Origin of the sequence: Saccharothrix obliqua, from assembly GCF_019375475.1 — a bacterium.
In the GTDB taxonomy this organism is placed as follows: domain Bacteria; phylum Actinomycetota; class Actinomycetes; order Mycobacteriales; family Pseudonocardiaceae; genus Actinosynnema; species Actinosynnema obliqua.
This window is the reverse complement of the sequence record NZ_JAHXGQ010000001.1, coordinates 1,015,567-1,033,887: the sequence shown is the minus strand read 5'-3', so window position 1 is coordinate 1,033,887 and position 18,321 is coordinate 1,015,567. Positions and strand designations below refer to the sequence as shown.

General features: G+C 72.8%; 20 protein-coding genes. 8 read left to right on the top strand and 12 right to left on the bottom strand.

The genetic code is table 11. The features are described from left to right. The 3 genes from KZQ38_RS05015 to KZQ38_RS05005 are packed head-to-tail and all read left to right on the top strand — an operon-like array spanning position 1 to position 2,748. Positions 1-762 carry an ATP-binding cassette domain-containing protein gene (locus tag KZQ38_RS05015; RefSeq protein ID WP_219438815.1) on the top strand — a complete coding sequence of 254 codons (762 nt, stop codon included), beginning with the start codon at positions 1-3 and terminating at the stop codon, positions 760-762. Beyond that, on the top strand, positions 759-1,763 hold the full coding sequence (locus tag KZQ38_RS05010) for an ABC transporter permease (protein WP_219438813.1): 1,005 nt from the start codon (positions 759-761) through the stop codon (positions 1,761-1,763). Before KZQ38_RS05015 ends, KZQ38_RS05010 begins: the two co-directional genes overlap by 4 nt. A 19-nt stretch (positions 1,764-1,782) precedes the next feature. Further along, positions 1,783-2,748: an ABC transporter substrate-binding protein gene (locus KZQ38_RS05005; protein ID WP_219438811.1), complete on the top strand. Its 966-nt coding sequence runs from the start codon at positions 1,783-1,785 to the stop codon at positions 2,746-2,748. A 130-nt stretch (positions 2,749-2,878) separates the two neighbouring features. On the opposite strand, the gene KZQ38_RS05000 is transcribed toward KZQ38_RS05005, so the two are convergent. Then, positions 2,879-3,883: a hypothetical protein gene (locus KZQ38_RS05000; RefSeq protein ID WP_308258245.1), complete on the bottom strand. Its 1,005-nt coding sequence runs from the start codon at positions 3,881-3,883 to the stop codon at positions 2,879-2,881. Positions 3,884-4,012: 129 nt separating this feature from the next. Here KZQ38_RS05000 and KZQ38_RS04995 point away from each other — a divergent pair, with 129 nt between their 5' ends. Further along, entirely contained in the window at positions 4,013-5,536 is a 1,524-nt protein-coding gene (locus KZQ38_RS04995) for an alpha/beta hydrolase (RefSeq protein ID WP_219438810.1), read from the top strand. A 38-nt stretch (positions 5,537-5,574) separates the two neighbouring features. Here the strand turns inward: KZQ38_RS04995 and KZQ38_RS04990 are convergent, their stop codons facing one another. From KZQ38_RS04990 to KZQ38_RS04965, 6 genes are all read right to left on the bottom strand, one after another. Further along, entirely contained in the window at positions 5,575-6,228 is a 654-nt protein-coding gene (locus KZQ38_RS04990; protein ID WP_219438808.1) for a response regulator, read from the bottom strand. A 9-nt stretch (positions 6,229-6,237) separates the two neighbouring features. Beyond that, positions 6,238-7,803 (bottom strand): sensor histidine kinase, encoded by a 1,566-nt coding sequence (locus KZQ38_RS04985; protein ID WP_219438806.1) that lies wholly within the window; start codon positions 7,801-7,803, stop codon positions 6,238-6,240. A gap of 33 nt (positions 7,804-7,836) precedes the next feature. Continuing rightward, positions 7,837-8,235, bottom strand: coding sequence for a pyridoxamine 5'-phosphate oxidase family protein (locus KZQ38_RS04980; protein WP_219438804.1), 399 nt, complete (start codon positions 8,233-8,235; stop codon positions 7,837-7,839). Between the two features lie 117 nt (positions 8,236-8,352). Then, positions 8,353-8,934: a hypothetical protein gene (locus KZQ38_RS04975; protein WP_219438802.1), complete on the bottom strand. Its 582-nt coding sequence runs from the start codon at positions 8,932-8,934 to the stop codon at positions 8,353-8,355. After that, on the bottom strand, positions 8,931-9,890 hold the full coding sequence (meaB, locus tag KZQ38_RS04970; protein WP_219438800.1) for a methylmalonyl Co-A mutase-associated GTPase MeaB: 960 nt from the start codon (positions 9,888-9,890) through the stop codon (positions 8,931-8,933). Before meaB ends, KZQ38_RS04975 begins: the two co-directional genes overlap by 4 nt. Positions 9,891-9,900: 10 nt before the next feature. Continuing rightward, positions 9,901-11,082 (bottom strand): acetyl-CoA C-acetyltransferase, encoded by a 1,182-nt coding sequence (locus tag KZQ38_RS04965; protein WP_219438798.1) that lies wholly within the window; start codon positions 11,080-11,082, stop codon positions 9,901-9,903. A gap of 125 nt (positions 11,083-11,207) precedes the next feature. On the opposite strand from KZQ38_RS04965, the gene mce reads away from it, so the two are divergent. Beyond that, positions 11,208-11,648 carry a methylmalonyl-CoA epimerase gene (gene mce / locus KZQ38_RS04960; RefSeq protein WP_219438796.1) on the top strand — a complete coding sequence of 147 codons (441 nt, stop codon included), beginning with the start codon at positions 11,208-11,210 and terminating at the stop codon, positions 11,646-11,648. Here the strand turns inward: mce and KZQ38_RS04955 are convergent. Both KZQ38_RS04955 and KZQ38_RS04950 read right to left on the bottom strand, forming a co-directional pair. Then, positions 11,642-12,181, bottom strand: a complete 540-nt coding sequence (locus KZQ38_RS04955; RefSeq protein WP_219438794.1) for a TetR/AcrR family transcriptional regulator — start codon at positions 12,179-12,181, stop codon at positions 11,642-11,644. The two genes, mce and KZQ38_RS04955, sit on opposite strands and share 7 nt — an antisense overlap. Before the next feature lie 67 nt (positions 12,182-12,248). After that, positions 12,249-12,635 (bottom strand): SPW repeat protein, encoded by a 387-nt coding sequence (locus KZQ38_RS04950; protein ID WP_219438792.1) that lies wholly within the window; start codon positions 12,633-12,635, stop codon positions 12,249-12,251. 188 nt (positions 12,636-12,823) lie between these two features. On the opposite strand from KZQ38_RS04950, the gene ccrA reads away from it, so the two are divergent. Together ccrA and KZQ38_RS04940 are read left to right on the top strand one after the other, a co-directional pair. Beyond that, positions 12,824-14,155, top strand: coding sequence for a crotonyl-CoA carboxylase/reductase (gene ccrA / locus KZQ38_RS04945; protein WP_219438789.1), 1,332 nt, complete (start codon positions 12,824-12,826; stop codon positions 14,153-14,155). 69 nt (positions 14,156-14,224) lie between these two features. Next, the gene (locus KZQ38_RS04940; RefSeq protein ID WP_219438787.1) at positions 14,225-15,445 is read left to right on the top strand and encodes a coiled-coil domain-containing protein; all 1,221 of its coding nucleotides are present in this window, start codon (positions 14,225-14,227) and stop codon (positions 15,443-15,445) included. 8 nt (positions 15,446-15,453) lie between these two features. On the opposite strand, the gene KZQ38_RS04935 is transcribed toward KZQ38_RS04940, so the two are convergent. Continuing rightward, positions 15,454-16,179: an alpha/beta fold hydrolase gene (locus KZQ38_RS04935; RefSeq protein WP_219438785.1), complete on the bottom strand. Its 726-nt coding sequence runs from the start codon at positions 16,177-16,179 to the stop codon at positions 15,454-15,456. Between the two features lie 37 nt (positions 16,180-16,216). On the opposite strand from KZQ38_RS04935, the gene KZQ38_RS04930 reads away from it, so the two are divergent. Next, positions 16,217-16,747: a GNAT family N-acetyltransferase gene (locus KZQ38_RS04930; RefSeq protein WP_219438783.1), complete on the top strand. Its 531-nt coding sequence runs from the start codon at positions 16,217-16,219 to the stop codon at positions 16,745-16,747. On the opposite strand, the gene KZQ38_RS04925 is transcribed toward KZQ38_RS04930, so the two are convergent. After that, positions 16,740-17,468: an alpha/beta hydrolase gene (locus tag KZQ38_RS04925; protein ID WP_308258244.1), complete on the bottom strand. Its 729-nt coding sequence runs from the start codon at positions 17,466-17,468 to the stop codon at positions 16,740-16,742. The genes KZQ38_RS04930 and KZQ38_RS04925 overlap by 8 nt on opposite strands. Before the next feature lie 523 nt (positions 17,469-17,991). Beyond that, a complete protein-coding gene (locus tag KZQ38_RS35860; protein WP_308258243.1) occupies positions 17,992-18,285 on the bottom strand; it encodes an Rv1322 family protein in 294 nt (97 codons plus the stop codon). Positions 18,286-18,321 lie beyond the last annotated feature (36 nt).

Here is an 18,321-nt window from a genome sequence, read left to right as displayed (position 1 = left end):
ATGGCCGAACCCCTGCTGGACGCCCGCGACCTGGTGAAGAACTACGGCGGTGTGCAGGCGCTGCGGGGTGCGTCGTTCACCGCGCACGAGGGCGAGGTGGTGTCCCTGATCGGGGACAACGGCGCGGGCAAGTCGACGCTGGTCAAGTGCCTGTCGGGCGTGGAGCAGCCGGACGCGGGCACGATCGCCTTCGCCGGTCGCGAGGTCGCCCTGCCCTCGCCCACCTCCGCCCGCGCGCTCGGCATCGAGACTGTGTACCAGGACCTGGCGGTCGCGCCGGACCTGGACCCGGCGGCGAACCTGTTCCTCGGCCGGGAGCTGCGCCGGGCCGGACCGCTCGGGTGGCTGGGCGTGCTGGACAAGAAGGAGATGCGTCGGCGCGCCGCGGCGGCGTTCCACGAACTCGGGGTGTCCATCCAGGACGTGGACGTGCCGATCGGCGCGTTGTCCGGCGGTCAGCGGCAGAGCGTCGCGGTGGCGCGCAGCGTCGTGTGGGCCGGTCGGCTGGTGTTCATGGACGAGCCGACCGCCGCGCTCGGCGTGGTGCAGCGGGAACGCGTGCTGGACGTGATCCGGCGCGTGCGGGACCGCGGCCTGGCGGTCGTGCTGATCAGCCACAACATGCCGGAGGTGCTGGCCGTGTCGGACCGGGTGGAGGTGCTGCGGCTCGGTCGCCGGGTGGCGCGGTTCACCGCGGCGGACACCACCGTGGAGGAGCTGGTCGGCGCGATGACCGGCGCGCTGTCCCAGGAGGACGCATGACCGACGTGCGGGGGCGCTCGTGGCGGCAGCGCCTGTTCGGCGCCAACACGTTGTGGATCGGGCTGGTGCTGCTGGCGCTCATCGCCGTGTTCGGCGCGATCCGCCCGGACGCGGTGCTGACCACGTTCACCTTGCAGACCACGCTGGTGGAGACGTCCGTCCTGCTGGTGTTGTCGGTCGGCATGACGTACGTGATCATCACGGCGGGCATCGACCTGTCGGTGGGCTCGGTGCTGGTCTTCTCCGGCGTCACCTCCGCCATGGCCATGAACGCGGTCAACGACGGCAACGCCACGGGCGCGGGGTGGGGCACCGTCCTGTTCGGACTGCTGGTCGCCCTGCTCAGCGGTGCGGCGTGGGGCCTGCTCAACGGCCTCCTGGTGGCCTGGACCCGCATACCGCCGCTGATCGTGACGCTCGGCTCGTTCGGCGCGGCGCTCGGCGCGGGCCAGTTGCTGTCCAACGGGTCCAACGTGAGCGGCGTGCCCGAGGTGCTGGCCGACGGCCTCGGCACCGGCACGTGGTTCGGCGTGCCCAACCTGGTCCTGCTGGCCGCCGCCGTCACGGCCGTCGGCGCGCTCGTGCTGGCCACCACCCGGTTCGGCAGGCACACCTACGCGATCGGCTCCAACGAGGAGGCCGCGCGGCGCGCCGGCATCGGCGTGACCGGGCACCTGGTGCGGGTCTACCTGCTGGCCGGTGTGCTGGCCGGGCTCGCGGGCTTCATGGCGCTGGCCTACTTCCGGGTCGCCTCCATCACCGGGCACGACACGGACAACCTCAACGCCATCGCGGGTGTCGTGCTCGGCGGCACCAGCCTGTTCGGCGGCGCGGGCTCCGTGGTCGGCACGGTGCTCGGCGTGTTCATCCCCGCCGTGCTGCGCAAGGGTTTCGTCATCGTCGGCGTGAACGTGTACTGGCAGCCCATCGCGGTGGCCATCGTGCTCGTCGCGGCGGTGTGGTTCGACCAGTCACGGCGGAAGGCGCGCAACCAACGGTAGGCGAAAGGTGCGGGAGACCATGTCAACGAGGACAGTTGCCCTGCTCGGGGCGGCCCTGCTGCTGACCGCGTGCGGTGGCGGTCAGATCGGCGACACCGGCGGCGGCCAGGACGCCAAGCGGATGGTGCTGATACCCGGTGTCGCCGCCGAACCGTTCTACATCTCCCTGGAGTGCGGGTTCCGGGAAGCGGCGGGCGCCGCGGGCTACGTGGTGGACGTGCAGGCGCCCGCCAAGTTCGACTCCACGCAGCAGACCCCGATCGTCACCGGTGTGCTGGCGAACAAACCGGGCGCGGTGCTGATCGCGCCGACCGACGACAAGGCCATGGCCGGGCCGATGAAGCAGCTCAAGGACGCGGGCATCAAGGTCGTCGAGGTGGACACCAAGCTGGAGGACACGTCGGTCGCGGTGTCCTCGATCTCGTCCGACAACGCGCAGGGCGGGCAGCTCGCCGCACGCACGCTGGCCCGGCTCGTCGGCGACCGGCCGGGTTCCGTGCTGGTGCTCAACACCAAGGCGGGCACGTCGACCACCGACGCCCGCGCGAAGGGCTTCGAGGACGAGGTCCGGAAGTTCCCCAACCTCAAGTACATCGGGCAGCAGTACACCGACAACGAACCGGACCAGGCGGCGTCGAAGGTGACCGCGACGCTGGCCGCGAACCCCGACCTGGTCGGCGTGTTCGCCACCAACCTGAACACCGGTGAGGGCGCGGCGACCGGCCTGCGCAACGCGGGCCGGACGGGCGAGGTGCAGCTCGTCGGTTTCGACGCGAGCCCCAAGCAGGTGGCGGACCTGCGTGGTGGTGTCGTGCAGGCGTTGATCGCGCAGGACCCGGCGACCATCGGCCGGACCGGTGTGGAGCAGGCCATCGCGGCGTTGGAGGGCCGCCACGTGCAGCGCGACGTGAGCACCGACCTGGTGGCGCTGACCAAGGACGACATGGCCGCCAACGAGAAGTTCTTCTACAAGCAGCGGTGCTAGCGGGAGCAGCCCCGATCCGGTTTCCCCGCACCGGCCCGGGCGTCGTCCGCGGGCACGCCACCGATGGGCGGTGGCGGGCCGGCGGGCGCCCGGTGCCCGCCGGGCGGTCGGCGGCGTGCCGCCGACCGGCTCAGGCGTCCAGGTACTTGTTGGCCAACTCGGAATACTCCTTCTCCAGGTCGTCGGCCAGGTAGGCGACGTACGCCCACGGCACGTCGTGCACGTGGTCGCGCATCCCGATCAGGTGCTTGCGCGCGCGTGGCGCGTCGTCGGCGAGCGCGAACGCCGCCGCGAACAGGTTGTGCGCCTGGAGCGAACGCGGGTGCGGGCGCGGGCGGGCCGCCTCCCACTTGTCCGCCGCCACCGCGATCTCGTCGCGGACCCGGCTGAAGTACCGCAGCTTCAACGTGGCGATCTTCAACGCGCTGCGTGCCTGCACGGCTTCCTCGAACTGCTCCAGGAAGATCTCGAAGTGCGCCAGCGGCAGCATCGCCACCACGGGGTCGCCGGGTTCCGCCGCGTCCGCGCTGCCCTGCGCGAACGCCATCATCTCCTCGGCCGAGCCACCCCACTTGGCGGCGAGGATCTGCAACCGCGTCCAGTGCGCCGGGTACAGCGACGGGCAGCGGGCCACGATTTCCCGCCACACCTCGTCCTTCTGGTCGCGGTCCACCTGGAGGCCGAGACCCGCGGTCTGGAGCTGCGCCCACGGCACCGCGTCGCGCGGCAGCAGCTTCGCCGCCTCGTGCAACGGGCCGACCGCCTTGCGCAACGTGCCGAAGAACACCTTGAAGCGGTCCTTGCCGACGTCGACGGCGCGGCCGGAACCGCGGATCGCCCACGCCTCGCGGATGAACGCCGTGCCCGCCAGCAACCAGAGGTCGGGGTCGGTGTTGGACTTCGCCAGCTCCAGCAACTCGTCGGCGTGGCCGATGGCGTGCTCGCCGAGCACCTCGACGCGCAGCGCCCGCAACTCGGGCTCGTCACGGCACTCCGCGAGCACGGTCGTCGCCGCCCTCAGGTGCCCCGCGTCCATCTCCTCCGCCGCGATGTCCAGGATCGCGTCGTCGTAGGTGTGGTCCCGCACCACCTCGCGGGCGACCGCGGCCGGTCGCCTCCTCCGGAAAATCCCCACCCCACCGACCTTACTTTCCCCGGCCGGCAACCGGCCTAGTTCTTTCGTAGAGCCGAACGCCAGCCTTTCTGCCGATGCCGCCCACCCCATCACACCGATGAAGTGGGTGTCATGACAGGAGGGGGTTACATGAGATCAACGGCAGTGCTCGTGTCCGCCATCGCGCTGACCGCCACGTTACCCGCGGTGGCGCAGGCCCAGGAGACCGCCGCTCCCGGACCGCTGCGCGACCAGGTGATCGCGTGGGGTCCGTGCACCGACCTCGGGGACGTGCCGGCCGCGCTGGAGTGCGGTTCCTACACCGCGCCGCAGGACTGGCGCAGCCCCGGCAACGGCAAGACGATCACCATCGCGGTCAGCCGGATCAAGCCGAAAAGCGGCCAGGCACGCGGCAGCGTCCTGACCAACCCGGGTGGTCCCGGTGGTCCCGGCCGCACCCTGCCGCTGCTCTACCTGGACCGCGCGAAGCTGGTCGACAACTTCGAGGTCATCGGCATCGACCCGCGCGGCACGGGCGCGAGCACCAACGTGACGTGCGGCAACTTCGACTTCATCACCCTGACCGACCCGCGTGACCGCAGCCGGGAGAACCTGCGGCTGCTCTACGACGGCGCGGCCCTGCAGGCGGCGGCGTGCCAACAGCGGTCGGGCGAGTTCGGCAAGGTCGTCAACACCGAGCAGACCGTGCGCGACCTCGACCTGCTGCGCCACCTGCTCGGCCGGGACAAGGTCAACTGGATCGGCTACTCCGGCGGCACCTGGCTGGGCGCGTACTACGCGACCTACTTCCCGAACCGCGTGGACAAGTTCGTGCTCGACTCCAACACCGAGTTCACCACGTCGTTCCAGGACATCTTCGACGAGTTCGGGCGCGGCTTCGAACGCCGGTTCCGGGTGGACTTCCTGCCGTGGGCGGCCAAGCACGACGACGTGTACCACCTGGGCACGACCGCCGAGCAGGTGCGGCGCAAGTACGAGGAGGCGCGGGCGAAGCTCGCCAAGGACCCGTTGCGGCTCCCCGACGGCACGGTGGTCGACGGCGTGCTGCTGGACCTGACGCTGGCCGGGGCGATGTACCAGAAGAACCGCTTCCCGGACGCGGCGGCGGCGCTGGCGCTGGTGGGCCAACCCGCGCCGCAGCCCGGCGCGGCGCTCGCCTCGGCGGTCCGGTACGCCGACGCGGCGAACGCCACGCTGTACGCCATCACGTGCAACGACACCCGGTTCAAGGGCGGCCGGGACTTCCTGGCGCGGGACGCCGAGCGGCTCGGCGCGCAGTACCCGCTGATGGGCTACTACCAGGTGCTCGCACCGTGCGCGTTCTGGGACCGGCCGGCGCTGGACCTGAAGACGCCGACCGGCAAGGGCGTGCCGCCGATCCTGATGGTGCAGTCGGTGCGCGACCCGGCGACGCCGGTCGAAGGCGCGCGGCGGGCGCACGAGCGGTTCGCGGGCTCACGCCTGCTCACCGTCACCGACGAGGGCGACCACGGCATCTACGGCTTCGGCAACCCCTGCGTGGACGACCTGGTCGAGTCGTTCATCGTCGACGGCAAGGTGCCGGCGGCGGACGTGACGTGTGCCGGGCAGCCGCTGCCCGAGCCGACCGCGGTGTCGAGCAGCACGCCGACCGCGGTACCCGGCTGGCTGTGACGCGGTGACCGCGGGCGTCCCACCGGGGCGCCCGCGGGTCACGAACCCGGCGCGCCGGACTGCCGTCGGCGCGCCGCGTACACGCCGGCCTCGGTCCGCCGGTCGAAGCCCAGCTTGTGCAGCAGCGACGAGACGTAGTTCTTCACCGTCTTCTCCGCCAGGAACAGGCGTTGCGCGATCTGCCGGTTGGTGAGGCCCTCGGCGATCAGGTCCAGGATGCGCCGCTCCTGCGGGCTCAGCGCCGCGTACCGCGGGTCCTCCACCGGCCCGCCGCGCAGCCGCTGCAACACGGTCGCCGTCACGCCGGAGTGCAGCAGCGAACCGCCCGCCGCCAACGTCCGGATCGCCGCCACCAGGTCGTTGCCGGACACCTGCTTGAGCATGTAACCGGCCGCGCCCGCCATGATCGCGCCGAACAACGCCTCGTCGTCGGAGTACGACGTGAGCATCAGGCACGCGGGTGGCGGCTGCACCGCGGACCGGATCTCGCGGCACACGGTGACACCGTCGCCGTCCGGCAGCCGCACGTCGATCACGGCCACGTCGGGGCGCACCGACGTCGCGGCGGACACGGCCGCCGACGCGTTCTCCGCCTCGCCCACGACCTCGATGTCCGGTTCGACGGCGAGCAACTGGTGAATGCCGCGCCGGACGATCTCGTGATCGTCGACGAGCAGCACCGAGATGGACATGAACCCTCCCTACCCTGAAGCCAGCGGCACGGACCACGTCACCGTGACACCCCGCCCCTCTGCCGAGCGGACCTCGCACGTGCCGCCCCATCGCGCCGCACGCGCGGCCATGTTCGCCAAGCCGCCGGTGTGCCGCGCACCGCCGACCGGCAACCCCGTGCCGTCGTCGGCGACCACCAGGCGCAACCCGGTCGCCTCTCGGTCCACCACGACCCGCACGTCCACCCGGCGGGCCGACGCGTGCCGGGCTGCGTTGGCCAGCGCCTCGCGCAACGTCGCCAGCAGGTCCGGCCGCACGTGGTCGGGCACCAGCGAGTCCAGCGGGCCGTCGGCCGCCAGCACCGGTTCGAAACCCAGCACCCGGCTGGAGTCCTGCACCACCCGCAGCAGCTGGCCGCGCAGCGACGCCGACCCGGCGGGCGGCTCCTGGAGCGAGAAGATCGTGCGCCGGATCTCCCGGATGGTCTGGTCGACCTCGCTCACGAAGTCCTTCAACCGCTCCGCCACCAGCGGCTGCTCCACCAGCCCGTTGAGGCTCTGGAGACCGAGGCCGAGCCCGAACAGCCGCTGCACCACCAGGTCGTGCAGGTCGCGGGCGATCCGGTCGCGGTCCTCCAGCACCGCGAGCCGCCGCCCCGCGCCGGTCGCGCGGGTGAACTCCAGGATCAACGCGGCCTGCCGGGCGAACGACTCGACCAGCGCCACGTCCGACGCGTCGAACGGGCGGTGGTCCCGCGCCCGCGCCACCATCAGCACGCCCAGCACCCGGTCGCCCGCGGCGAGCGGCACCACCACCACGGGCCCGATGCGGTCGAAGTGGCCGGGCAGGCCGTCCAGGACCTTGGTGCGGCCGGTGGCGAACACCTCGCGGCTGGCGCTGCCCTCGCGCGACACGGTGAACCCGCGCAGCTCGCCGTCCATCACCCGCACCGCCAGCACGCCGTGCGCGTCGGGCAGCGCGAGCACGGCGTTCACGCCGTCCGCGGCCAGCCGCGCCCGCACCGCCACCAGCCGCAGCGCGTCCCGGTCCGGCGCGCCGGTGAGCAGCGCGTTGGTCACCTCGTTGGACGCACGCAGCCACACCTCGCGCTGACGCGACTGCTCGTAGCGGCGGGCGTTCTCGATGGCGATGCCCGCCGCCGCGGCGACCGCCGTCACCACCTCGCGGTCGGCCCGCGTGAAGTCGGCGCCGTGCTCCTTGTCGGTCAGGTAGAGGTTGCCGAACACCTCGCCCCGGACGTGCACGGGCACGCCCAGGAAACCCGGCGCGGACGGGTCGAACGACGTGACGTCGAAGTCGACGTGCCGCGGCTCGTCGCCGGGGGCGAACTCCAGCAGCCGCCGGTCCGGGCCGACCACGGCGAGCGCGCCGTACCGCGCGCCGACGAGGTCGCACGACGACTCGACCACCCGGCGCAGCACGTCCGGCAGCGACAGGTCGCTGGCCAACGACACGACCGCGCCGAGGAGCTGCCGCATCCGCTCCTGGGAACCGACCACCTCGGCCGTGCGGTCGGTGAGCCGGCGCAACAGCTCGTCCAGGCGCGTCGCGTTCGAATCCGGGGAACCAGGCACCGACCAATCCCTCCGCGGGGGAGGGCTCCGAGGTTAGGGGATGCGCCGCCCGTAGAGCACCTCCAGCGCCACCACCAGGTAGTGGTCCCGCCTGCCGACACCGCGCGAGGCCAGCGGCAGGTCGCGCAGCCGGGCCAGCCGGCCCTCGTCGTCCACTTCGCTGACGTGCCCGACGGCCATCACCGACCAGCCGCGCGACAGGTCCGGCGCGATCTGGTCGATCTGGAACGCGGCGATGGTGTCCCGCGCGACCAGCGTGGCGCTCCCGTCCGGCACGCGGAGCACGACGGAATCCCCGTCGACCACGTAGACGACCGGGTGCACGACGGGCAACGCCTGGTCGGTGTAGACCAGCCGGCCGACGGCCGTGGTGGCCAGCAGCCTCAGGCACTCCTCGCGGGAGAGCACCTGGAGACCAACGGAGTCGTACATCGCACCTCTTCGTCCCCCAGTCGCCGGGCCACATCGTTCTGCGCGTGATCGGCCCTGCCTAGAGGCGGAAGTCCCGGCTTCGGTTGGCCACCCGGTCGGGTGACACCCGGCGGCGGGTCAGGAGAGGCCGACCGTGAAGCCCTCGTCCTGGACGCCCCGGTACAGGCCGGGCGCGAAGGCGAGCACGGCCCGCTCGATCACCGGCACGAGGTTGGCGGCGTCACCCAGCGGCAGCCGGTAGGTCCCGTCCGGGCGCGCCAGCGGCGCGAGGCCGGGGTGCCGCGCCGCGAACGGCCCGGGGTAGGCGGGCAGCAGGTCGAGCCGGACCATGGTCTTGCGGGTCAACGCGTCGGACAGCCGCACGACGCGTTCGACGGTCCGCGAGATCCGCACCGCGCCCAGGTCGGCCCACGGCACCGCCCACGGCGAGCCCTGCGGGTCGTCCCACCGGACGCCCTGCGGCTCGAAGACGAGCTTGCGCGGCCGGGACACCTTCTTCCAGCTCGCCACGGCGAGCAGCCCGATGCCGGTGAACGCCACGCCGATCACCAGGGCGATCGTCCCGCCGACCGCGGAACCGCCCGCGTACGCCGAGAACGCGCCGAACAAGGCCAACACCCCGAGGACACCGGCCACGGCGCCGCCGATCAGCACCCGCCGCGTGTCCCGCGCACCGATGTCGATCACGACCGGTGTCACGCGCCCACCCCCTCGACCAACTGGTCAGCCGCAGCGTAGGGGTCCAGCTCACCCGCCACGACCCGTTCGGCCAAGGTCGCCAGCGCCGTGCCGCCGCCCAGCCCGCCGAACCGGGACCGCAGCCGCGCCACGGCGATCGCCTCGATCTCGCCCGCCGCGCGCCGCGCCCGCCGCCGGGCCAGCTCACCGCGCCCGCACAGCCAGTCGTGGTGGGCGTCGATGGCGGCCACCACGTCGGCGATGCCCTCGCCACGGGTCGCCGCGGCACGCACCACGGGCGGACGCCACCGCGCGTCGCCCGGCCCACCCGGCGAGACCATGCGCTTCAGGTCGCGGACGGTGGCGTCCGCGCCGTCCCGGTCGGCCTTGTTCACCACGAGCACGTCGGCGACCTCCAGGATGCCCGCCTTCGCGGCCTGGACGCCGTCACCCATGCCGGGCGCGAGCAGCACCACGGTGGTGTCGGCCAGCGACACCACCTCCACCTCGGACTGGCCGACGCCGACGGTCTCCACCAGCACCACGTCGCAGCCCGCCGCGTCCAGCACGCGCAACGCCTGCGGCGTGGCCCAGGACAGGCCGCCGAGGTGGCCGCGGGTGGCCATGGACCGGATGAACACGCCGGGATCGGTGGCGTGCTCGCCCATCCGGACCCGGTCGCCGAGCAACGCGCCGCCGGAGAACGGCGACGACGGGTCCACGGCCAGCACGCCGACCCGCCTGCCGCGGGCCCGGTAGGCGGCGACGAGGGCGGAGGTGGACGTCGACTTGCCGACGCCGGGCGCGCCGGTCAGGCCGATCACCCGCGCGCGACCGGCGTGCGGCGCGAGCGCGCGGGCCACCTCCGGCAGCCGCGGACCGGCCTCCTCGACGAGGGACAGCAGCCTGGCGACCGCGCGCGGCTGGCCCGCCCGCGCGCGGTCGACCAGCTCCGCTACGTCCGCGGTGCGGGCCACATCCCGTACCTCAGGGCACGCGGATGATCAGGGCGTCGCCCTGGCCACCGCCACCGCACAGGGCCGCCGCGCCGACACCGCCGCCACGCCGCTTCAGCTCCAGGGCCAGGTGCAGCGCGATCCGGGCGCCCGACATGCCGATCGGGTGGCCGAGCGCGATCGCGCCGCCGTTGACGTTGACCTTGTCCTCGGCGATGCCGAGCTGCCGGGTGGAGACGATGCCGACCGCGGCGAACGCCTCGTTGATCTCGACCAGGTCGAGGTCGGCGGGCGTGATGCCCTCCTTGGCGCAGGCGGCCTTGATGGCGTTGGACGGCTGCTCGTGCAGGCTCGCGTCGGGACCCGCGACGACGCCGTGCGCGCCGATCTCGGCGAGCCACGTGAGGCCCAGCTCCTCGGCCTTGGCCTTGCTCATCACGACCACGGCCGCCGCGCCGTCGGAGATCTGCGACGCCGAGCCCGCGGTGATGGTGCCGTCGGCGGCGAAGGCGGGGCGCAGCCTGGCCAGCCCCTCGGGCGTGGTGTCGGGGCGCACGCCCTCGTCCGAGTCGACCAGCACCGGGTCGCCCTTGCGCTGCGGGATCGACACGGGGGCGATCTCCTCGGCGAACACGCCGTTCTCGGCGGCCTTGGCGGCGAGCTGGTGGGACCGCGCGGAGAACGCGTCCTGCTCCTCGCGGGTCACGCCGTAGCGGCCGTTGTGCTTCTCCGTGGACGCGCCCATGGCCACCTGGTCGAAGGCGCAGAACAGGCCGTCGTGGGCCATGTGGTCCTGGACGGTGACGTCGCCGTACTTGTAACCGCCACGCGACTTGGGCAGCAGGTGCGGCGCCTGGGTCATGGACTCCTGGCCGCCCGCGACCACGATGTCGAACTCGCCCGCGCGGATGAGCTGGTCGGCGAGGGCGATCGCGTCGATGCCCGACAGGCACACCTTGTTCACGGTGAGCGCGGGCACGGTCATCGGGATGCCCGCGTTGACGGCGGCCTGCCGCGCCGGGATCTGGCCCGCGCCCGCGGTCAGCACCTGGCCCATGATCACGTACTGGACCTGCTCGGGGGCGACGCCGGCCCGCTCCAGCGCGGCCTTGATGGCGACGCCGCCGAGCTGGGCCCCGGAGAAGTCCTTGAGCGATCCGAGCAGCCGTCCCATCGGGGTACGGGCCCCGGCGACGATGACGGAACCGGACACATCGGCCTCCACGAGCGTGTGTAAGCGGTTGTTAACTTGCCACGATACCCAGGGCTACTGGGCGGTACCCCTGTGAGGCGTCGCACAGCGCTCGCTGCACCGATTCCGCCGTTACTGTGCGTGCCATGCACGCAGAACTCCGCGACCTGGTGACCGCGATCGACCACGTCGGGATCGCCGTGCCCGACCTCGACGCCGCGATCGCGTTCCACCGGGAGAACTTCGGCCTGGCGGTCGTCCACCAGGAGGACAACGAGGAGCAGGGCGTCCGCGAGGCGATGCTGCGCGCGCCCGGCGACACCGGCGCGGGCACGGCCGTGCAGCTGCTCGCCCCGCTCACGCCGGAGTCGACCATCGCCAAGTTCATCGGCCGCTCCGGTCCCGGCCTCCAGCAGCTCGCCTACCGGGTGTCCGATGTGGACGCGGCGGCCGAGGCGTTGCGCGCCAGGGGGTTGCGCCTGCTGTACGAGAGCGCCAAGCGCGGCACGGCGAACAGCCGCGTCAACTTCGTGCACCCCAAGGACGCGGGCGGCGTGCTGGTGGAGCTGGTCGAGCCCGGTCACTGAAGCGCGGCGGCCACGAACGTCAGCTCCTGGTCCATCCGGTCGTCCTCGGGCGCGTGCCGGGCCACCGAGTGCCGGTAGCTCACGGCGAGCGCCAGCAACGCGGAGGCGCTGTCCACGTCCTTGCCCGCGACGGCGGGCCCGCCCGCGGCCAGGATCACCTCGCGGATCAGGTCCACCACCGCCCGGTACCGCGCGTGCAGCGCGTCCCGGACCGCGGTGTGCGTGTCGGCTTCCCGCCACAGCAGGTGGCTGAGCAGCGGTGACGAGGTGAGCCGGGCGTCGAGCGCGGCGACCAGGCCGCGCAGGCTCGCCGCGATGTCGCCCGCCACCACCACGCGGCGGGCGTCCACGGTGCCGTCCGGCAGCCGGTCCACCAGCGCGGCCAGCAGGTCGGGCTTGCGCCGGAAGTAGTAGTGCACGAGCCCCTTGGGCACCCCTGCGCGTTCCGCGACGCGCGAGGTGGGGGTGGCGTCGAAGCCGGACTCGGCGAACAACTCCTCGGCCGCGTCCAGGATGCGCTCCCGTGCGGTCAACGCTTCTCCTCCGCGATCACGGGCGGGGCCGCCCGCCCGGACGGCCCCGCTCGACCGGTGCCGACCCTCAGTGCGAACCGGCCAACCCGCCGCGCCCGCGGTGCGCGCCGTGCGCGCTGTGGGCCGCGTTCGCCGCGGGCATGGCCAGCAAACCGGCGGCGACCGTCAGGACGCCCCCGATCCACGACACCCATGCCGCCCCCGTCATGTCGCTGTAGCCCATCACCCACGGGGAGACGAACAACAACACACCGAGGACCACCTGGAACCACTCGCTGTACACCATCGCGGGCCTCGCGAGCGACACGAGCCCGTCGATGGCGATCAACGCACCGAGCACGATCATCGTCCACATCGCCGCGGTGGACGTGTCCATCACGAGGGGCGAGAGCAGCACGAGCGCGCCGATGACGACCTCCGCCCAGTCCTGCCACCTGGTCCACGCCTTGGTCATGACCTGCACCTCCGTCCTGGTTGTGGGACGGCACCGATGCTCCGCTTGGTTGGCCGCCCGGTCAAGAGTGGCCCGTTCGGGCAGACACCCAGTGCGATGGCTCACAGGTCGGGCGCTGAATCGGTTACCCGTGGGTAACGTCCGCCTCCCGAGCACCCCAAGCGACCACCCCAACGGGAGGCAACGCCGTGCAGAAGATCCTTGACGCCATCCTCGCTGATGAACTGGACGCCATCGGGTCGCTCGACGTACCGGGGAGCTACCGGGGCGTGACGGTGCACGCGGACGAGGTCGGGCTGTTCGAAGGGCGCGAGACCAAGGACAAGGACCCCCGCGAGTCGCTGCACCTGGACGAGGTCCCGACGCCGGAGCTGGGCCCCGGTGAGGCGCTGGTCGCCGTGATGGCGTCCGCGATCAACTACAACACGGTGTGGACGTCGATCTTCGAGCCGTTGTCCACGTTCGGCTTCCTCAAGCGGTACGGCCGCAGCTCGCCCCTGGCCGCCCGGCACGACCTGCCCTACCACGTCGTCGGCTCCGACCTGGCGGGCGTCGTGCTGCGCACCGGGCCCGGCGTGAACGCGTGGCGACCGGGCGACCGGGTCGTGGCGCACTGCCTGGACGTGCAGTTGGAGCACCCCGACGGCCACGGTGACACCATGCTCGACCCGGAGCAGCGGATCTGGGGCTTCGAGACCAACTTCGGCGGCCTCGCGGAGATCGCCCTGGTCAAGGCCAACCAGCTGATGCCCATGCCGCGCCACCTCACGTGGGAGGAGGCGGCCTCCCCCGGGCTGGTGAACTCCACCGCCTACCGGCAGCTCGTGTCGACCAACGGCGCGAACATGAAACAAGGGGACACCGTCCTCATCTGGGGTGCGTCCGGCGGTCTCGGCTCCTACGCGACGCAGTTCGCCCTCAACGGCGGCGCGACGCCCGTTTGCGTCGTGTCCTCCCCGGAAAAAGCCGAAATCTGCCGTCGGATGGGCGCCGAGCTGATCATCGACCGGTCCGCGGAGGGTTACCGGTTCTGGGCGGACGAGCACGAGCAGGACCCGAAGGAGTGGAAGCGCTTCGGCGCCCGCATCCGGGAGCTGACCGGCGGTGACGACCCGGACATCGTGTTCGAGCACCCCGGTCGGGAGACGTTCGGCGCGAGCGTGTTCGTGGCCAAGCGCGGCGGCACCATCGTCACGTGCGCGTCCACCAGCGGGTTCATGCACCAGTACGACAACCGTTACCTGTGGATGAACCTGAAGCGGGTCATCGGGTCGCACTTCGCGAACTACCGCGAGGCGTGGGAGGCCAACCGGTTGGTCGCCAAGGCGAAGATCCACCCGACACTGTCCAAGGTGTACTCGTTGGCCGACACCGGGCAGGCGGCCTGCGACGTGCACCGCAACGCGCACCAGGGCAAGGTCGGCGTGCTGTGCCTCGCGCCCGAGGAGGGCCTGGGCGTGCTCGACCACGGGCTGCGCTCGGCGCACCTGACCGAAATCAACCGTTTTCGGGGCGTGTAAAGCGAAAACGTGTGGTGGTGCGGGTGGCGGGGTGCCCCCCGCACCGCCGGAGCGGGTAGCGTGACCCCCATGGGCCTCGCTGACGACCGTGACCTCGTCCCCCTGGGATCCGGCTTCGACATCGTCAAACGCGGCTACGACCGCGCGCAGGTCGAGGACCACCTGGAGCGCCTCGACTCGGACCTCCGGCTGCTCGCCGCCGACCGGGACGCGGCGGTCTCGCAGACCAACGACCTGAGCCGCCAGCTCGAAGCGGCGCGCTCGGAGATGGCCGACCTGCGCGGGCAGGTCGAGCGGCTGTCCCTGCCGCCGACCACGCTGGAGGGCCTGAGCGAGCGGTTGCAGCGGATGCTGCGCCTCGCGCAGGACGAGGCCAACGAGATCAAGGCCCGCGCCGAGGCCGAGGGCGGGCACATCCGGGCCAAGGCCGAGAGCGACGCCGCCGCGCTGCGCACCCGGTACGAGAACCTGCTCGCCGAGCTGGACCAGCGGCGTGCCGACATGGAGGCCGAGCACCGGGGCGTGCTGGAGCAGGCCCGCGCCGAAGCGGACCGCATCGTGGGCGAGGCGCGTGACACCGCGGCCAAGCTGGACGAGGAGTCCCTCCAGCGCCGCACCACGGTCGAGGAGGACTTCGAGATCGCGATGGCCGCGCGGCGCGTCGAGTCGATGAAGCTGCTGGCCGAGCAGGAGGCGTCGAGCAAGGCGGAGGCCGAGCGGCGCGTCCGGGAGGCGGCGGAGGAAGCCGCCCGCGTGCGCGCGCAGATCGCGCAGGAGCAGGCGACGTCCAACGCGGAGGCGCAGCGCCTGGTGCGCGAGGCCACCGAGGAGGCCAACCGCAGGCGGCACGACTCCATCAGCGAGGCCACCGCGCGCGTGCAGGAGGCGACGGACGAGGCCAACCGCCGCGTCCGGGAGGCCACCGACGAGGCCAACCGCCGGGTCACGCAGGCGCAGCAGAAGGTGGACGCGTTGCGCCAGCTGCGCAACCGGCTGTCCCAGCAGCTCCACTCGGTCCGCACGGCGCTGCACGAGGTTACGCCGCTGCTCGACCCGTTGGAGGAGGAGCGCCCGCCGGCCCAGCCGGTCGGCGCGTCCCCGGCGGCCCCGTCCACGAAGGACGCCGCCCAGCCGGAGGCGGCTCCGGCTCCGGCCAAGCAGGCGGCTCCGGTCGACCCGCCGAACCAGCCGGACGCGAAGGCCGCCACCGACGGGAAGCCGGGTCCGGACGGGCCGACCCAGAAGATCACCCGTCCGACCCCGCCGAAGGCCCGGTCCGCCAAGCGCTGACCGCGCCGTCAGCGCCGTGCCACCGCGGGCTCGACCCGCTGCCACCACTCCCGCACGGCCGCCGCGAACGCCTCCGGCGCCTCGACCGGCGTGAGGTGGCCGACGCCAGGCAGCTCCACGTAGTCGGCACGCGGCAGGACGTCGGCCAGCTCCCGCGCGACCGCGGGCGGTGTCAACGCGTCCTCGCCGCCGACCAGGACCAGCGCGGGCACGTCGGCCGCCGCGAGCACGTCCCGCGAATCGGGCCGCGCCGCCATCGCCCGCTGCGCCCACGCCACCTCGGCGGCGGCCCGGCCGAGGATCAGCTCCCGCACCCGTGCCACCACCTCCGGCGCCGGTGCCGGCCCGAGCAGTCCGGGCAGGACCGCGTCCGGCACCCACCCGACGCCCTCGGCGAGCACCCGGTCCGCCATGGCGAGGCGGTTGGCCCGCGCCTCCGGGCCGTCGGCGGTGAACCGGGTGTCGGCGAGCACCAGCCCGGCGACCCGTTCGGGCGCTTCGCGCAACACCGCCATCGCCACGTAGCCACCCATCGAACACCCACCCACGACCACCCGTTCGAGACCGAGCACGTCCATCCGGGCGAGCACGTCGTGGGCGAGGGCGGTCAGGTCGGGGGTCCTTCCGTGACCATCGAGGTCGAGCGTCACATGGTCGAGTGACGTACGCACCCCGTCCCACATGCGTGAGTCGAACGGAAAAGCAGGCAGCAGCACCAACGGCGAAGTCTCCACACCCGGAATTGTCGGACCCCCTCACTACGTTCGTCCCATGACCCACGACCCGGAACTGATCCGCACCGACCGCCTGCTGCTCCGGCGGGTCGGTCCGGGTGACCTGCGTGCCGCGATCACCGTCCTGGCCGACCCGGAGGCCAACCGCTTCAACCGGGCGGGCACGCCCACGCCGGCGGGTGCGGCGGACCAGCTCGTGGAGTGGCAGGCGCACTGGGCGCGTGACGGCATCGGGTACTGGGCGGTGGTGCTGGCGGAGACGGGCGAGATCATCGGCTTCGGCGGCCTGCGCCACCACGAGCTGGACGGCGAGCCGACGTTCAACCTGTTCTACCGGTTACGGCCCCGGCACTGGGGTCGGGGCTACGCGCCCGAGATGGCGCGGGCGGCCGTCGAGTGGGCGGACCGGGAGCGGCCGGAGCGCCCCGTGGTGATCATCACCGACCTCGACAACAAGCCCTCCCAGCGCGTCGCGGAGAAGCTGGGCTTCGCGCACGTGGGCGACAGCACGACCGTCGACGGTCCGGTGCTGGTCTACCGGCGGGAGGGGGCGACGATGCTCACCTGACGTCGTTCGCAGGCGGCCAGGTGCGCGGTAGCGGCGTGGGCACCTCGGGCCGGACCGCGGCCACGATCGCGTCGAGCACCTCATCGGCCTGGCCGACCATGAGGTGCCCGGCGCCGGGGAAGTCGACCACCTCCGCGGTCGGCAGACCGGTGCCGAACCGCCGCCTGGCCTCGGCCGGCGGCAGGTGGTCGTCGTGCTCGGGCACCAGGCAGACCACCCGCTTGTCGGCCCACCGGGCGAGGTGGTCGTCCGTGCTCCACCGCAGGGGAGGCGAAACCAGGACCGCGCCCGCCACGCGCGGGTCACAGCCGTGCATCAACGCGAGGTCGGTGCCGAACGACCACCCGACCAACCAGATGTCCGAGAACCCCCGCCCGGCAACGAACTCCACGGCCGCCGCCACGTCGAACCGCTCGCCCACGGCGTTGTCGAAGGCCCCCTCGCTCCGCCCGCGCTCGGAAGCGGTGCCCCGGGTGTTGAACCGGAGCACCGCGAGGTCCGCCAACGCGGGCAACCGCCAGGCGGCCTTGCGCAACAAATGCGAATCCATCATGCCGCCCCGAGTGGGCAGCGGGTGCAACATGACCAACGCGGTCCGAGCCTCCCGTTCGGCGGGCACCGCCAACTCCCCCACCAGGCGAACCCCGTCACCGGCGGTCAACACCACCTCCTCCCGCCGAGCGGGCAGCACCGTGTTGGCCGAGATCCGAACGTCACCCACCTCGAACCCTCCTCACTCCAGCCCCCCGCCCAAACTCCCCGACCCCGCTCGACCTGGCCCGGCCCCACCTGCCACGCCCCAGGCGCATCACACCCCGCCGCACCGATCCCGTCCCTCCGCAGTTCTCCTCACCCCGCCCGCCTCACCCGGCCACGCCGCGCCCCGGCTCGCCGCACTGCGCTCGACCTCGCCTGTCGCGGCCTCGCCGCACCGGCCCCGCCCGGCGCACCCCGCGCGCCCTGCTCAGTCCTGCCGCTCCTTCTCGCCAGCGGCGCGTCGCCCTACCGCGGCCGACTCGACCCGGGATCGCCGCGCCGCGCCCCGTCCCGCCACCTCACCCGGCCGAGCTGCGCCCGACGCGCCCGGCCCTGCCGCGCGCCCAGCCGACCCGACCCCGTTCCACCGCACTCCGCGCTGCGTGCCTCCCCCTCGCCCTCTGCCACGGCGCGCCCCGCTCTACCGCGTCCGGCCCGGGGCGGCTGCCCCACCGGCCGTGCGTTCCCCGTGGGCGGGCGCGAGGGGTCTACCAGCGTTTCGAGGTCGGGCCGCGGCGGGTGCGGGAGGTCCAGCAGCCCTGGTGCCAGTGGCGGCGGTCTTCCACCGAGCCGTGGTCCGCGGCGGGCCAGGCGACTACGTGCGGGGTGCCCGGCTTGATCTCGTGGTCGCACCCGGGGCAGCGATAGGTCTTGGTGGTGGCGGTGCCCGAGATGTTCCGGACCATCCAGTCGCCGTCCGGGGCGTTTTCCGCACGTGCCCACGCGTGTCCGCCGACCGGTCGGGGTTCATCCGGGCGCTTGGGGCGGTTGCGGCGGGGCACGAGGTACCAGGGTAACTCCGATAGTCATTTGTGATC

What these genes read in the sequence shown, in the direction of transcription:
- KZQ38_RS04980 (WP_219438804.1), bottom strand. Translation starts at nt 8,235, where the DNA reads ATGTACGACTCCGTTGGTCTCCAGGTGCTCTCCCGCGAGGAGTGCCTG.
- KZQ38_RS04950 (WP_219438792.1), bottom strand. Translation starts at nt 12,635, where the DNA reads ATGACCAAGGCGTGGACCAGGTGGCAGGACTGGGCGGAGGTCGTCATC.
- KZQ38_RS05005 (WP_219438811.1), top strand. Translation starts at nt 1,783, where the DNA reads ATGTCAACGAGGACAGTTGCCCTGCTCGGGGCGGCCCTGCTGCTGACC.
- KZQ38_RS04940 (WP_219438787.1), top strand. Translation starts at nt 14,225, where the DNA reads ATGGGCCTCGCTGACGACCGTGACCTCGTCCCCCTGGGATCCGGCTTC.
- KZQ38_RS05010 (WP_219438813.1), top strand. Translation starts at nt 759, where the DNA reads ATGACCGACGTGCGGGGGCGCTCGTGGCGGCAGCGCCTGTTCGGCGCC.
- KZQ38_RS04990 (WP_219438808.1), bottom strand. Translation starts at nt 6,228, where the DNA reads ATGTCCATCTCGGTGCTGCTCGTCGACGATCACGAGATCGTCCGGCGC.
- KZQ38_RS04995 (WP_219438810.1), top strand. Translation starts at nt 4,013, where the DNA reads ATGAGATCAACGGCAGTGCTCGTGTCCGCCATCGCGCTGACCGCCACG.
- mce (WP_219438796.1), top strand. Translation starts at nt 11,208, where the DNA reads ATGCACGCAGAACTCCGCGACCTGGTGACCGCGATCGACCACGTCGGG.
- KZQ38_RS04930 (WP_219438783.1), top strand. Translation starts at nt 16,217, where the DNA reads ATGACCCACGACCCGGAACTGATCCGCACCGACCGCCTGCTGCTCCGG.
- KZQ38_RS05015 (WP_219438815.1), top strand. Translation starts at nt 1, where the DNA reads ATGGCCGAACCCCTGCTGGACGCCCGCGACCTGGTGAAGAACTACGGC.